Origin of the sequence: Agrococcus jejuensis, from assembly GCF_900099705.1 — a bacterium.
Lineage (GTDB): Bacteria > Actinomycetota > Actinomycetes > Actinomycetales > Microbacteriaceae > Agrococcus > Agrococcus jejuensis.
This window is the reverse complement of sequence record NZ_LT629695.1, coordinates 2,731,872-2,744,521: the sequence shown is the minus strand read 5'-3', so window position 1 is coordinate 2,744,521 and position 12,650 is coordinate 2,731,872. Positions and strand designations below refer to the sequence as shown.

The 12,650-nt window shown below is 73.1% G+C and carries 14 protein-coding genes; 5 read left to right on the top strand and 9 right to left on the bottom strand.

Annotated features, from left to right (window positions below):
* Positions 1–131: 131 nt before the first annotated feature.
* Positions 132–791, bottom strand: a complete 660-nt coding sequence (locus tag BLQ67_RS12905; RefSeq protein ID WP_092506941.1) for a DUF937 domain-containing protein — start codon at positions 789–791, stop codon at positions 132–134.
* Between the two features lie 117 nt (positions 792–908).
* On the opposite strand from BLQ67_RS12905, the gene BLQ67_RS12900 reads away from it, so the two are divergent.
* A complete protein-coding gene (locus tag BLQ67_RS12900; RefSeq protein WP_092505670.1) occupies positions 909–2,174 on the top strand; it encodes a glutaminase in 1,266 nt (421 codons plus the stop codon).
* A 142-nt stretch (positions 2,175–2,316) separates the two neighbouring features.
* Here BLQ67_RS12900 and BLQ67_RS12895 read toward each other — a convergent pair whose 3' ends face one another.
* Genes BLQ67_RS12895 through BLQ67_RS12880 form a run of 4 tightly spaced genes read right to left on the bottom strand, consistent with a single transcriptional unit; the run spans position 2,317 to position 6,235 of the window.
* Positions 2,317–3,309: a YeiH family protein gene (locus BLQ67_RS12895; RefSeq protein WP_157674842.1), complete on the bottom strand. Its 993-nt coding sequence runs from the start codon at positions 3,307–3,309 to the stop codon at positions 2,317–2,319.
* Between the two features lie 8 nt (positions 3,310–3,317).
* Positions 3,318–4,082 carry a fumarylacetoacetate hydrolase family protein gene (locus BLQ67_RS12890; protein ID WP_092505666.1) on the bottom strand — a complete coding sequence of 255 codons (765 nt, stop codon included), beginning with the start codon at positions 4,080–4,082 and terminating at the stop codon, positions 3,318–3,320.
* Positions 4,082–5,179 carry a branched-chain amino acid aminotransferase gene (locus BLQ67_RS12885; RefSeq protein WP_092505664.1) on the bottom strand — a complete coding sequence of 366 codons (1,098 nt, stop codon included), beginning with the start codon at positions 5,177–5,179 and terminating at the stop codon, positions 4,082–4,084. Before BLQ67_RS12885 ends, BLQ67_RS12890 begins: the two co-directional genes overlap by 1 nt.
* A gap of 9 nt (positions 5,180–5,188) precedes the next feature.
* Positions 5,189–6,235 (bottom strand): 3-isopropylmalate dehydrogenase, encoded by a 1,047-nt coding sequence (locus tag BLQ67_RS12880; protein ID WP_092505662.1) that lies wholly within the window; start codon positions 6,233–6,235, stop codon positions 5,189–5,191.
* Between the two features lie 198 nt (positions 6,236–6,433).
* Here BLQ67_RS12880 and BLQ67_RS12875 point away from each other — a divergent pair, with 198 nt between their 5' ends.
* Together BLQ67_RS12875 and BLQ67_RS12870 are read left to right on the top strand one after the other, a co-directional pair.
* Positions 6,434–6,688 (top strand): DUF6458 family protein, encoded by a 255-nt coding sequence (locus BLQ67_RS12875; protein ID WP_092505660.1) that lies wholly within the window; start codon positions 6,434–6,436, stop codon positions 6,686–6,688.
* Positions 6,688–7,077: a VOC family protein gene (locus tag BLQ67_RS12870; RefSeq protein WP_092505658.1), complete on the top strand. Its 390-nt coding sequence runs from the start codon at positions 6,688–6,690 to the stop codon at positions 7,075–7,077. Before BLQ67_RS12875 ends, BLQ67_RS12870 begins: the two co-directional genes overlap by 1 nt.
* Before the next feature lie 18 nt (positions 7,078–7,095).
* On the opposite strand, the gene BLQ67_RS12865 is transcribed toward BLQ67_RS12870, so the two are convergent.
* A complete protein-coding gene (locus BLQ67_RS12865; protein ID WP_092505656.1) occupies positions 7,096–8,661 on the bottom strand; it encodes an MFS transporter in 1,566 nt (521 codons plus the stop codon).
* Between the two features lie 45 nt (positions 8,662–8,706).
* Here BLQ67_RS12865 and BLQ67_RS16975 point away from each other — a divergent pair, with 45 nt between their 5' ends.
* Positions 8,707–9,246, top strand: a complete 540-nt coding sequence (locus BLQ67_RS16975) for a TetR/AcrR family transcriptional regulator (RefSeq protein WP_092505654.1) — start codon at positions 8,707–8,709, stop codon at positions 9,244–9,246.
* A 1-nt stretch (position 9,247) separates the two neighbouring features.
* On the opposite strand, the gene BLQ67_RS12855 is transcribed toward BLQ67_RS16975, so the two are convergent.
* The 3 genes from BLQ67_RS12855 to serA form a co-directional block, all read right to left on the bottom strand.
* Positions 9,248–9,664 (bottom strand): hypothetical protein, encoded by a 417-nt coding sequence (locus tag BLQ67_RS12855; RefSeq protein ID WP_092505652.1) that lies wholly within the window; start codon positions 9,662–9,664, stop codon positions 9,248–9,250.
* Entirely contained in the window at positions 9,616–10,344 is a 729-nt protein-coding gene (locus BLQ67_RS12850) for an alpha/beta fold hydrolase (RefSeq protein ID WP_092505650.1), read from the bottom strand. Before BLQ67_RS12850 ends, BLQ67_RS12855 begins: the two co-directional genes overlap by 49 nt.
* 67 nt (positions 10,345–10,411) lie before the next feature.
* Positions 10,412–12,007, bottom strand: a complete 1,596-nt coding sequence (gene serA, locus BLQ67_RS12845) for a phosphoglycerate dehydrogenase (RefSeq protein ID WP_092505648.1) — start codon at positions 12,005–12,007, stop codon at positions 10,412–10,414.
* Positions 12,008–12,130: 123 nt separating this feature from the next.
* Between serA and BLQ67_RS12840 the strand changes: the two genes are divergently transcribed.
* The gene (locus BLQ67_RS12840; protein ID WP_092505646.1) at positions 12,131–12,616 is read left to right on the top strand and encodes a YbjQ family protein; all 486 of its coding nucleotides are present in this window, start codon (positions 12,131–12,133) and stop codon (positions 12,614–12,616) included.
* Positions 12,617–12,650: the final 34 nt, after the last annotated feature.

Sequence of the window (12,650 nt, the reverse complement as noted above, 5' to 3'; positions counted from 1 at the left end):
TCTGGTTCGGGCATCGCGACTCGACGCCTCACTCATGCGTCGACCCTGCCGCGCGCGGATCGACGGCGGCCGAGCACGCTGCATCCCGGGCGTGTCGCGCTCGCCGCGTGCGCACGGCGAGCCGGCCCCGACTAGCGGCGACCGCCGCCCAGCAGCCCGCCCAGCAGATCGCCGAGGATGTTCCCGCCAGCCTGCTGCTGGCCTCCATCGCCATTGCCGAGGATGCCGCCGAGCAGGTCGCCCAGGCCGCCACCGCCTGACTGCTGCGGAGCCTGCCCGCTCGTCCGCGGCAGCGTGCCACCGGCGCCGCCACCGGAGTTCGCGAACGGGTTGTCGCCGCCGGTCGGCAGCGCGGCGCCGCCTCCCGACGGCTGCGTCTGGGCCTGGCCGCCGCCCGAGAACAGCCTCTGCGCGAGCCACGCGAGCACGATGGGTGCGACGATCGGCAGGATCTTCTTCACGATGTCGCCCATCGCGCCGCCGCCGCTCGCGCCGCCGAGCGCCGCAGCGACCTGGTCGGTCTGGCCGCCGAAGACGTGCTGCACGATGCGCTCGCCGTCATCGGCGTCGACGTCGCCTCCGAGCCGCGCATCCAGCGCGCCCGCATGCTTGCCGAGCGCCCGCTCGAGCGACGCGGCACCCGCGTCGTCCTGCGCGTTCGCCTGCATGCCGCCGACGAGCGCCGGCAGCACCGACTGGATCGCGCGCTGCGCATCCGCCTCGTCGACGCCCGCCTGCCGCGCGATCTGCGCGACGGGCAGCTGCGCCATGAGCTCCTGGATCTCGGACACGATCGCCACCTCTCCGTGCGGCGCCGGCGCCGGCACGCGGTCAGGATAGCCCCGGCGCTCGACGCGCCGACAGCCCCGACATGGCGACGTCGACCGGGAGTGTGGTCGGGTGGATGCGTGCGCTCACCGCTGCCCGACTACATGACCGAGGTCCTCGAGGCCTGCTCCGACGAGGATGACGGCGAGCTCGCCGCGTACATCCCCGAGCTCGCCGAGGCCGACCCGTCGCGGCTCGCCCTCGCGCTCGCGACGCCCGACGGCACGCGCTACGCCGTCGGCGACGCCGACGTGCGCTTCACGATCCAGTCGATCTCGAAGCCGTTCGCGTACGCGCTCGCGCTCGTCGACCACGGGCTGGATGCCGTGCTCGAGCACGTGGGCGTCGAGCCGTCTGGCGAGGCGTTCAACGAGATCTCGCTCGACCCGTCGACGAACCGGCCGCTGAACCCCATGATCAACGCCGGTGCCATCACGGTGCACTCGCTGCTCGACGCCGACCGCGTCGCCGCGGGCTTCGCGGCCTTCGCGGGCCGCGACCTCGAGGTCGACGAGCAGGTCTACGCCTCCGAGCTCGCGACCGCCGACCGCAACCACGCCATCGCCTACATGCTGCGCAACCACGGCATCATCGACGCCGACCCCCACGCCGTCGTCGACGGCTACACGCGCCAGTGCTCGCTGCTCGTCGACGTCGGCGACCTCGCCGTCATGGCCGCGACGCTCGCGAACGCGGGCACGCATCCCGTCACCGGCGAGCAGGTCGTGCCGCGCTGGGTCGCGCGCCAGACCCTCGCGGTGATGACGACGTGCGGCATGTACGACGCGGCCGGCGACTGGTTCACGACCGTCGGCATCCCCGCGAAGTCGGGCGTCTCGGGCGGCCTCATCGGCGCGCTCCCCGGCAAGGGCGGCTTCGCCGCGCTGTCGCCGCGCCTCGATCGGCACGGCAACTCGACGCGGGGCGTGCGCATCTTCGAGCGCCTCTCGGGCGACATGGGCATGCACCTCATGGAGGTGCCGCCCGCCGCGCGCCCGCTCACGCACGGGCACGCATCCGCCGACCACGACGGCGACGGCGAGACGGAGTCGGTGTACGAGCTACAGGGGTCCGTCGACTTCGTCGGCATGGAGCGGCTGCTCGTCGAGCTCGAGCAGGAGGACGAGGGTGCGCGCGAGATCGTGCTCGACCTCGCCCGCGTGCACGAGGTGCGCGACGTCGGTCGTCGCATGCTGCTCGAGGGTGCCAGGCGCCTCGTCCTCGACGGTCACTCGGTGACCTTCGTCGATCCCGACGACATGCTCGAGACTGGCGACGCGGGCGTGATCGACGTCGGCGACGGCCCCGAGGCGCAGGTGATGCGCGAGCGCGACTCCCGGCCCTGACGCGCGAGCGCCGGGTCATCGATTGGCGCCGATGTGCGCCAATGGACCGTTCCAAGGCGCAGAAGCTGGCCAATCGATCGCAGAAGGTGGCCAATCGCGCAGAAGGTGGCCCATCGACGGCTGAGCCGGGCGACCGCAGAGGCTAGACGAGCTGCACGATCGCGAGCGCGATCGCCGCGATGCCCGTGGATGCGCCGACCGCCACGAGCACGCCGCGCCAGTCCTGCCGCACGAGGTCGACGATGCGCACGCGCGACAGGAGGCCGACGAGCGCGGATGCGAGCAGCAGCTGCTGCACGAAGCCCACGACGTCGAGCACGGCGTCGGGCAGCGGCACGAGCGCGCGCACGGCGACGGCGACGAGGAAGCCGACGACGAAGAGCGGCACGATCGGCGGTCGCTCGCCCGCGCCGTCGCCCGAGCGGCGGCGCTGCGCCGCGACGAGCGCCGTCATGGGCGCGAGCGTCACGACGCGCACGAGCTTCACGACCACGGCGAGCGCGAGCGCGCCCGGCCCCGCGATCGCCGCCGTCGCGACGACCTGGCCGACGTCGTGCACGCTGGCGCCCGTCCACGCGCCGAACGCGGCGTCATCGAGGCCCAGCGGCACGCGCAGCAGCGGCAGCACGCCGATCGCCGCCGTGCCGCACAGCGTCACGAGCGCGACGGGCGTCGCCTGGTCGCGCTCCGAGGCGCCGCGCGCCTGCGCGACGGCGCCGATCGCCGAGGCGCCGCAGATCGAGAAGCCCGCTGCCATGAGCACGCGCTGATCCGCCGACATCCCCGCGAGCCGCGCGAGCGACCACGTGAGCACGAACGCCACGCCCACGAGCGCGACGACCGCGACGATGAGCACGGGCCCGAGCGCCACGACGTCGGCCACGACGACCTGCAGGCCCAGCAGCACGATGCCCGCGCGCATGAGCGTGCGACCAGCGACCTTCGCACCCGGCACGAGCCGCGCGTCCGCCGCGAGCGGCGTCTGCCCCAGCGCGAGGCCCAGCAGCACCGACAGCGTGAGCCACGGCACGTCGACGCCCGCCGCGAGCAGGGCGTGGTGGATGCCGAGCCCCGCGAGCGCGACGCCGACGCACGCGGCGACGCCGGCGAGCGCCGACCGCGGCACGAGCGCCACGGGGCGCGTCAGCCCTGCACGACGGGGTTGCGCAGCGTGCCGAGTCCGGCGATCGACACCTCGACGGTCTGGCCGGCCACCATGGGGCCGACGCCCGCGGGCGTGCCCGTGAGGATGACGTCGCCCGGCAGCAGCGTCATGGCCGCCGTGACGTGCTCGACGAGCGTCGGGATGTCGAAGATGAGGTCCTTCGTCGAGCCCGACTGCTTGGTCTCGCCGTCGAGCCGCGTCTCCACGAGCACGTCCGCGACGTCGAGGTCGGTCTCGATGCCCGGGCCGAGCGGGCAGAACGTGTCGAACCCCTTCGCCCGCCACCACTGGCCGTCGGACTGCTGCAGGTCGCGCGCCGTCACGTCGTTCGCGATCGTCCAGCCGAACACGTGGTCGAGCGCATCCGCCTTCGCGACGCGTCGCGAGACGCGGCCGACGACGAGCGCGAGCTCGCCCTCGAAGTGCACGTTCGTCGACTCCGGCGGCAGCACGATCGGGTCGCCCGGGCCGATCACCGACGTGTTCGGCTTCAGGAACACGAGCGGCGACTCGGGCACGTCGTTGCCGAGCTCGGCGGCGTGCGCCGCGTAGTTGCGGCCGATGCCGACGACCTTCGAGCGCGGGATCACGGGTGCGAGCAGCTGCACCTGCGAGAGCGGGATGCGCTCCCCCGTCGTGTCGAACCCAGCGAAGAGCGGGTCGCCGGCGAGCACGACGACGTCGGTCTCGTCGACGACGCCGAACACGATGCGGCCGTCGTGCGACGCGCGGACGATCCGCATCAGCGCGCCTCGGTGAGCTGCGTCATCCAGCCGTGCGGGTCGTCGGCACGGCCGTACTGCAGGTCGGTGAGCGCCGCACGCAGCGCCAGCGTCACGGGGCCCGCAGGCGCGTCGGCGTCGCCGAACGCATCCGCCGCGTCCTTCGCCTTGATGGCGCCGATGGGCGTGATGACGGCGGCGGTGCCGCACGCGAACGCCTCGACGATCTCGCCGGAAGCCACGCCGTCGCGCCACTCGGCGAGCGTCACGGTGCGGTGCTCGACGGCGTGGCCGAGGTCGCGCGCCATCTCGAGCAGCGAGTTGCGGGTGATGCCATCGAGGATCGACTCCGACTTCGGCGTCACGAGCGTGCCGTCTGCCTTCACGAGCACGACGTTCATGCCGCCGAGCTCCTCGAGGTTCGCGTCGCCCGACTCGTCGAGGAAGAGCACCTGCGCGCATCCGTTCGCGAACGCCTCCTGCGTCGGCAGCAGGCTCGCGGCGTAGTTGCCGCCGCACTTCGCCGCGCCGGTGCCGCCCTTGCCTGCACGCGCGTACTCGCGCGAGAGCCAGATCGACACGGGCTTCACGCCGGCCGGGAAGTACGGGCCCGCGGGGCTCGCGATGACCGAGTACAGCACCGTCTGCGCCGCGCGCACGCCGAGGAAGACCTCGTTGGCGATCATGAACGGCCGCAGGTACAGCGAGTCCTCGCCGCCCGTCGGCACCCACGCCTCGTCGATGCCGACGAGCTGGCGCAGCGACTCGACGAAGTCCTCGGTCGGCAGCTGCGGCAGCGCGAGACGCTGCGCCGAGCGCTGCATGCGGGCCGCGTTCTGGTCGGGGCGGAACGTCCACACCGAGCCGTCCTCGCGGCGGTACGCCTTGAGGCCCTCGAAGATCTCCTGGCCGTAGTGCAGCACCGCGGAGGCGGGGTCGACCGAGAACGGGCCGTACGGCTGGATGCGCGCGTCGTGCCAGCCGTCCTCGACCGTCCAGTCGATGACGGCCATGTGGTCGGTGAAGTGCTTGCCGAATCCGGGGGCGGCGAGCACGGCGGCGCGCTCGGCCTCCGACTTCGCGCTCGTGGATGCGGTGGTCGTGAACTGCAGGGCCATGGTGGCTCCTTACGCTGCTGCGACGAGTGCGGCGATGCGATCGCCGGTCGCGGAGGTGGTGGTGGATGCCGGGCGGCTCGCGACGTCCTGATCGACGGCGTCGCGGATGCGCCTCGCGGCGTCGGCGTAGCCCTGGTGCTCTGCGAGCAGGGCGGCCGACAGGATCGCCGCGGTGGGATCGGCCGTGCCGGTGCCCGCGATGTCGGGCGCGGAGCCGTGCACGGGCTCGAACATGCTCGGGAAGGTGCCGTCGGGGTTGATGTTCCCCGAGGCTGCGAGCCCGATGCCGCCGGCGATCGCGCCGGCGAGGTCGGTGAGGATGTCGCCGAACAGGTTGTCGGTGACGATGACGTCGAAGCGACTCGGCCGGTCGACGAGGAAGATCGTCGCGGCGTCGACGTGCAGGTAGTCGACGGACACGTCGGGGTGGTCGGCGGCCACGGCGTCGGTGATGCGACGCCACAGGCCTCCGGCGTTCACGAGCACGTTGGTCTTGTGCACCAGCGTGACGCGCTTGGAACGGGTCTCGGCGAGCTCGAACGCGAAGCGCACGACGCGCTCGACGCCGTAGGCGGTGTTGACGCTCGTCTCGTTCGCGATCTCGTGGGGCGTGCCGACGCGGATCGAGCCGCCGTTGCCCACGTACGGGCCCTCGGTGCCCTCGCGCACGACGACGAAGTCGACGTCGCCGGGCTCGCGCAGCGGGCTCTCGACCGCGGGGTGCACGACCGTGGGGCGCAGGTTGACGTAGTGGTCGAACGCGAAGCGCAGCTTCAGCAGCAGCCCGCGCTCGATGATGCCGCCCGCGAGGCGCGGATCCGTGGGATCGCCGCCGACGGCACCCAGCAGGATCGCATCGTGCGTCGCGATCTCGGCCATGGTGTCCTCGGGGAGGATCTCGCCGGTCTCGAGGTAGTGGGCCGCGCCGAGCGCGAACTCCGTCTCGACGAGGTCGACGGCGCCTGCGAGCGCAGCGCGCAGCACCTTCCTCGCCTCGCCCGTGACCTCGGGTCCGATGCCATCCCCGCCGATGACGGCGAGCTGCAGCTGCTCCACACGTACCTCCCGACCTCCGAGCCTATCGGCGGCGTGCGTGCGCGCGAGCACGCCGGTTCGCGGCGAGTGGCGGCGAGGCAAGCACACCGGATGCGGTGGCGTCCAGGGCCGGACGCGGATGCGCCGCTCGGGCTAGCGTCGGGCGTCGATCGTCGAGCGCTCCCCCATCCCCAGCTCGACGGGAACGGAGAGTCACCCATGCTCGGATTCGGGATCTTCCTGCTCGCCGCGGGCGCCATCGTCGCGTTCGCCGTGCCCGGCCTGGCGCAGGTGCCGGGCGTCGACTGGATGCTGATCGGCTACATCCTCATGGGTGCCGGACTGCTCGTCACGATCGCAGGCGCCGTGCAGATGGCGCGCCGCAGCGGCTCGCGCACCGTGCGCTCGACGAGCGTCGACCCCGGCACGGGTGCCAGGGTCGACCGCGTCGAGCGCCGCGACGACGTCGTCTGATGCCGACGATCGACGGCGTCCACCACGTCGCCATCACGGTGCGGGATCTCGACGCGAGCGTCGCGTTCTACGAGCGCCTGCTCGGAGCACCACCCGTCGCCTCGCTCGCAGGCGAGGGGCTCCTCCGCCGGCTCTTCGCACTGCCGGGCGGCACGAACCTCGGGCTCACGCAGCATGAGACACGGGCCGACGGCGACTTCAGCCCGTTCCGACCGGGCCTCGATCACCTCGGCCTGGGCGTCGCGTCGCGCGACGACCTCGAGGCGTGGGTGGAGCACCTCGACGCCGTCGGCATCGCCCATGACGGCATCGTCGACGTGGAGTACGGGTCGGCGCTGAGCCTCAAGGATCCCGACGGCGTCGCGCTCGAGCTGTTCGTCGGAGCCTGAGCGCGCCCGACGGCCCGGTCAGCGCTCGGCCGCGGCGATCGCGACGGCGGCCGTCGTCGGCCCGCCGCTGCGCCCGCGCACGAGGCGCCACCACGTGAGCACGGCGGCGGATGCGATGAGCACGGCACCGGCGCCCGCGGTCCACACGACGCCGGCGTCGAACGCGTGGCGCGCGGCCTCGGCGAGCGCGAGTCCCGCCTCGCCGCCCACGGCATCCGACACGTGCAGCGCGCCGCTGAGGGTCTCCCCCGCTCGCGCGGCGTCGTCGGCGGCGATGCCGCTCGGCACGACGAGCGTCGACTGGTAGACGGACGTGAGGATGCCGCCGAGCACGGCGGTGCCGAGCACGGCGCCGAGCTCGTAGGCCGTCTCGGAGACGCCCGCCGCGGCACCGGCCTTGTCGACGGGTGCGCTCGCGAGCACGAGGTCGTTCGACAGCGTCTCGGCAGCGCCGATGCCGGCGCCGAGCAGCGCGAAGGCCGCCGCGATGGCCGCGACCGAGATGTCGGCGCCGAGCACCGCCACCGTCACGTACGCGATGGTCGACGCGACGAGCGCGCCCACCATGACGACCTCCTGACGGATGCGACGCACGAGCCGCACCGAGCCGAGGCCCGCGACGATCATCGCGGCGGTGCCCGGCAGCAGCACGAGCGCCGCCTCGAGCGTCGACATGCCGACGACGAGCTGCAGGTGCTGCGTGAGGAAGAACAGGAAGCCGACGAGCGCGACGACCGACAGCAGGTTCACGAGCACGCCGGTCGAGAACGCGCGGTCGCGCAGCAGCGCGAGGTCGAGCATCGGGTGCTCGACGCGCTGCATGCGGCGCACGAACAGCACGCCGGATGCGGTGGCGAGGGCCGCGAGGCCGATCGCGACGGCATCGACGCCGTCGGTCGCGACGTGCTTCACGGCCGCGGCGAGCGGCGTGAGCGTGAGCATCGCGAGCACGATGCCGACGAGGTCGACCTTCGGCGCCTTCGGGTCGCGGCTCTCGCGCACGAGCAGCGGCACGAGCACGAGCATCGGCAGCAGCAGCGGGATCGCGAGCAGGAAGATGCTGCCCCACCAGAAGTGGGCGAGCAGCAGGCCGCCGACGGCGGGGCCGACCGCCGAGCCGACCGAGAAGCCCGTCGCCCAGATGGCGATGGCGAGGCGGCGCTGCACGCGGTCGACGAACAGGCTGCGCAGCAGCGACATCGTCGACGGCATGAGCGTCGCACCGAAGAGGCCCTGCAGGGCGCGGCCGGCGATGAGCAGCTCGGCGGTGGGCGCGAAGGCGCACAGCACCGAGACGACGCCGAAGCCGACGGCGCCGATGAGCAGGAGGCGGCGCCGGCCGAAGCGGTCGCCGAGCACGCCCATGGGCACGAGCAGGCCCGCGAGCACGAGCGGGTAGACGTCGACGATCCAGAGCTGCTGCGCGCCGGTGGGCTCGAGCGCTCCGGCGATCTCGGGCAGGGCGAAGGCGAGCACGGTGTTGTCGATCGCGACGAGGAGCACGGGCAGCATGAGCACGGCGAGCGCGATCCACTCACGCACACCGGCACGCGAGGTCTGGGTCTGGATCGTGGACATGGCCATCACTGTACCGTCCAGACGGTACAGTTGGCAACGTATGCTGGAGGCATGCCCGAGCGACCCACCGCCCGCGAAGCGATCCTCGACGCCTTCGTGGAGGTGGTCGTCGAGCAGGGCGAGCGCGCCGCGACGCTGCAGGCCGTCGCCGAGCACGCCGGCGTCTCGAAGGGCGGCCTGCTGTACCACTTCGGCTCGCGCGAGGCCCTCGTCGAGGGGCTCGCGGAGCGCCTGGATGCGCTGGGCGCCGAGGATGCGGAGGCGCTGCGCGGCGAGGCGGATCCCGTCGCCCGGTTCATCCGCGGCTCGATCGTGCGCGAGACGGCGATCGACCGCGCGTTCGTCGCGGCGTTCCGCCTCATCCAGTCGGAGCAGCACCCGTCGCTGCGCGAGGCGCTGCAGCGCGTCGACGACGGCTACCGCGGCGTCATCGCCGACGCGATCGGCGACGACCTCGCCCCGGTCGTCGCGCTCATGAGCGACGGCATCTACCTGCGGTCGGGCCTCGACCCCGCATGGGCGCCGAGCGACGACGACGTCGAGCGCATCGTCGCGGCCGTCGACGACATCGTGCGCCGCGCCCGCGACTGACTCACTCCGGCGCGGCCACGACGAAGCGATCGAGGCCGAGCCCCGCGCACGCGTCGGGCACCGTCGCGTCGACGCCTGGCGCGAACCCGCCGCCGAGCTCGACCGCGTCACCGTCCTCCCAGCCATCGGGGCGAACGTCGGTCGTCGCGAAGATCGGCAGGTGCAGCGCGCCATCGGATTCGATGACCAGGCAGCCGTGCTCGATGCGCACGACTCCCCCGAGCAGCGCGGCGTCACCGCCTTCGCCGCTCGGCTCGTAGCGAGCGACGGTGGGCGCCTCGGCATCCGAGCCTCCGCACCCGGCGAGCAGGCCGCACGCGAGCACGGCGACGATGATCGTCGCGACCGCCGCGCGCATCGACGACTCCGTCAGGCGCGCTCGGCGATGAGCGCCGCGAGCTCGGCCGGCTTCGACCACATGGGCCAGTGGCCCGTCGGCAGGTCGACGATCGTCAGCGCGCGCTGCTCGCCGAGGCCGCGCAGGAAGGGCACGCCCTGCTCGGCGTACGCGCGGTACTCGTCTCCCGTGAACGCCGTCGCGACGAGCGTCTGCGGCACGTCGAGTCGGCGGTCGTCGTGCAGGGCGACGGGGTCGCGCACGATCGCGGCCGGCTCGAGCACCGCGCGCTCGCGGAAGGTGGCGAGCTGCTCGTCGGTGAGGTCGCGCATCGAGCCGCCCTCGAGCTCGTCGTCCCACACCGCGTCGATCGCGAGGCCAGGGCCCTCGAGGCTCGCATCCATCGCCGCGCCGTCGACGACGGGGCACGTGTCGACCCACACGACGTGGCGCACGGCATCCGGTGCACGATCGATCGCGGCCGTCGCCGCGAACGCCGACCCCGAGTGCGACACGAGCGCGGCCGGACCCTCGCCGACGGCGTCGAGGATCGCCTGCACGTGGCTCTCGACCGTGACCGTCGAAGGGTCGCTGCCGGGCTCGAGCCCCGGCAGGGTGAGCGCGACGACCTCGTGCCCCGCGGCGCGCAGCCGCTCGGCGACGTCGTCCCACGCCCATGCCCCGAGCCAGAAGCCCGGGACGAGCACGATGCGAGCCTGGTCGTTCTCCGAGGAGTGCTGATCCGTCTGCGTGGAGGTCATGCCCGCGACGCTAGCCGCGACCTCCGACACCGCGCCAGGCACGCAGCCCGACGCGGCGCGGCGCGGGTCAGAGCTCGACGATGTCGATCTCGCGGATCGAGTCGGCCTGGATGGCCTCGCCGATCTCCGCGAGCAGCGCCTCGGGCGCGGCCTGGTCGATCGTGAGGATCGACAGCGCCTTGCCGCCCGCGTTCGTGCGCGCGATCTGCATGCCGGCGATGTTGATGTCGGCCTCGCCGAGCGCGCGACCGTAGATCGCGACGATGCCGGGACGGTCCTCGTACGTCATGACGACGTGGTGCGACGCGAACGGCACCTCGACGTCGTGGCCGTTGATCGCGACGATCTTCGCGACCTGCTTCGGGCCCGTGAGCGTGCCCGTGACCGAGACGCGCTGGCCGTCGCTCGTCGCAGCGACGACCGAGACCGTGTTGCGGTACTCGTCGCTGCGCTCGTCGACCGTGAGCTCGCTCGTCACGCCACGCTCCTGCGCGATGACGGGCGCGTTGACGAACGTGACGCCCTGCTCGCTGACGATGCGCGAGAAGAAGCCCTTGAGCGCGCCGAGGCGCAGCACCTTCACGTCGTACTGGGCGAGGTCGCCGTGCACCTCGACGTCGACCGACTCCACGGGGCCGGCCGCGAGGCCCGCCGCGAACTGGCCGAGCTGCTCGGCGAGGCCGATGCCCGGGCGCACGTACGGGTCGATGATGCCGCCGGCGACGTTGACGGCGTCGGGCACGAGGTCGCCGGCGAGCGCGAGGCGCACCGACTTCGCCACGGCGACGCCCGCCTTCTCCTGCGCCTCGTCGGTCGAGGCGCCGAGGTGGGGCGTGACCTGGATGGTCGGGAGCGACGTGAGCGCGTCGTCCTTCGGCGGCTCCGAGACGAACACGTCGAGGCCGGCGCCGGCGATGCGGCCCTCGCGCAGCGCATCCGCGAGCGCAGCCTCGTCGACGATGCCGCCGCGGCTCGCGTTGACGATGCGCAGCGTGGGCTTGGCGAGCGCGAGCTGCGGCGCGGCGATGAGGCCCGTCGTCTCGGGCGTGCGCGGGATGTGGATCGTGATGAAGTCCGACTCGGCCATGAGCTCGTCGAGCGTGCGCAGCTCGACGCCCAGCTGCGCGGCGCGCGCGGGGCTCACGTAGGGGTCGAAGGCGACGAGCTTGACGCCGAACCCGGCGAGGCGCTCGGCGACGAGCACGCCGATGCGGCCGAGGCCGACGATGCCGATGGTCTTCTCGTACAGCTCGACGCCGGTGAACTGGCTGCGCTTCCACTCCCCCGCCTTCAGCGAGGCGTGCGCCTCGGGCAGGTGGCGGGCGAGGCCGAGGATGTGCGCGATCGCGAGCTCGGCAGCCGAGATGATGTTCGACGTCGGCGCGTTCACGACCATGACGCCGGCCTTCGTCGAGGCGGGCACGTCGACGTTGTCGAGGCCGACGCCGGCACGGGCGACGACCTGCAGGTGCGGCGCGGCCGCGAGGGCCTCCGCATCCACCTGCGTCGCCGAGCGCACGAGCAGCGCGTTCGCGTCGGCGAGCGCCGACAGCAGCGCGGGACGATCGGTGCCGTCGACGTGACGGACCTCGAAGTCGGGGCCGAGGGCGTCGATGGTGGCGCTCGAGAGCGTCTCGGCGATCAGGACGACGGGCTTGGACACGCGGATGCTCCTCGATTGCGTGGCGGGGGCTCGGCACGTCGCGGTGCCTCGACGAGCCTACCGAGCATCCGCGGCGCCTCGAGGCATGGCGGACTCGCAGCGTCACGCGCCAGACTCGGGCGCATGATCATCGTCACCACGAACGACCTCCCCGGCTTCCGCGTGCTCGCGGTGCACGGCGAGGTCATGGGCCTCACGGTGCGCAGCCGCGACGCCGCCACGAACTGGGTCGCCGGATGGCGTGCGATCGGCGGCGGCGAGATCCCCGAGTTCACGCAGATGCTCGTGGAGTCGCGCATGCAGGTCATGGGGCGCATGGTCGAGGAGGCGCAGCGCCGCGGCGCCAACGCCATCCTCGCGATGCGCTTCGACGCCAACGAGATCGCGAGCGCGTGGACCGAGATCTGCGCGTACGGCACGGCCGTGACGGTCGAGCCGATCGCCGACGGCCCCGGCTCGACGGCGCAGTCGCAGCAGCTCGTGGCGCAGCCCGTGCCGCAGCTGCAGCCGCAGCCGCCCGCGCACGGCTACGGCGCCCCGCAGATGGTGCCGCCCGTGCAGGGCCAGGTGCCGTGGCCGCCGCCCGGCGCGCCCATGCCGCCGCGCTGACCCTGGTCTCCGCGCCTCCCCGCGTGCGGGAGGA

Bases quoted from the DNA above. Each gene is read 5' to 3' on its own strand.
- BLQ67_RS12865 (WP_092505656.1), bottom strand. From the start codon at position 8,661: ATGGCCATGTCCACGATCCAGACCCAGACCTCGCGTGCCGGTGTGCGT.
- BLQ67_RS12875 (WP_092505660.1), top strand. From the start codon at position 6,434: ATGCTCGGATTCGGGATCTTCCTGCTCGCCGCGGGCGCCATCGTCGCG.
- BLQ67_RS12870 (WP_092505658.1), top strand. From the start codon at position 6,688: ATGCCGACGATCGACGGCGTCCACCACGTCGCCATCACGGTGCGGGAT.
- BLQ67_RS12890 (WP_092505666.1), bottom strand. From the start codon at position 4,082: ATGCGGATCGTCCGCGCGTCGCACGACGGCCGCATCGTGTTCGGCGTC.
- BLQ67_RS12840 (WP_092505646.1), top strand. From the start codon at position 12,131: ATGATCATCGTCACCACGAACGACCTCCCCGGCTTCCGCGTGCTCGCG.
- BLQ67_RS12885 (WP_092505664.1), bottom strand. From the start codon at position 5,179: ATGGCCCTGCAGTTCACGACCACCGCATCCACGAGCGCGAAGTCGGAG.
- BLQ67_RS12850 (WP_092505650.1), bottom strand. From the start codon at position 10,344: ATGACCTCCACGCAGACGGATCAGCACTCCTCGGAGAACGACCAGGCT.
- BLQ67_RS16975 (WP_092505654.1), top strand. From the start codon at position 8,707: ATGCCCGAGCGACCCACCGCCCGCGAAGCGATCCTCGACGCCTTCGTG.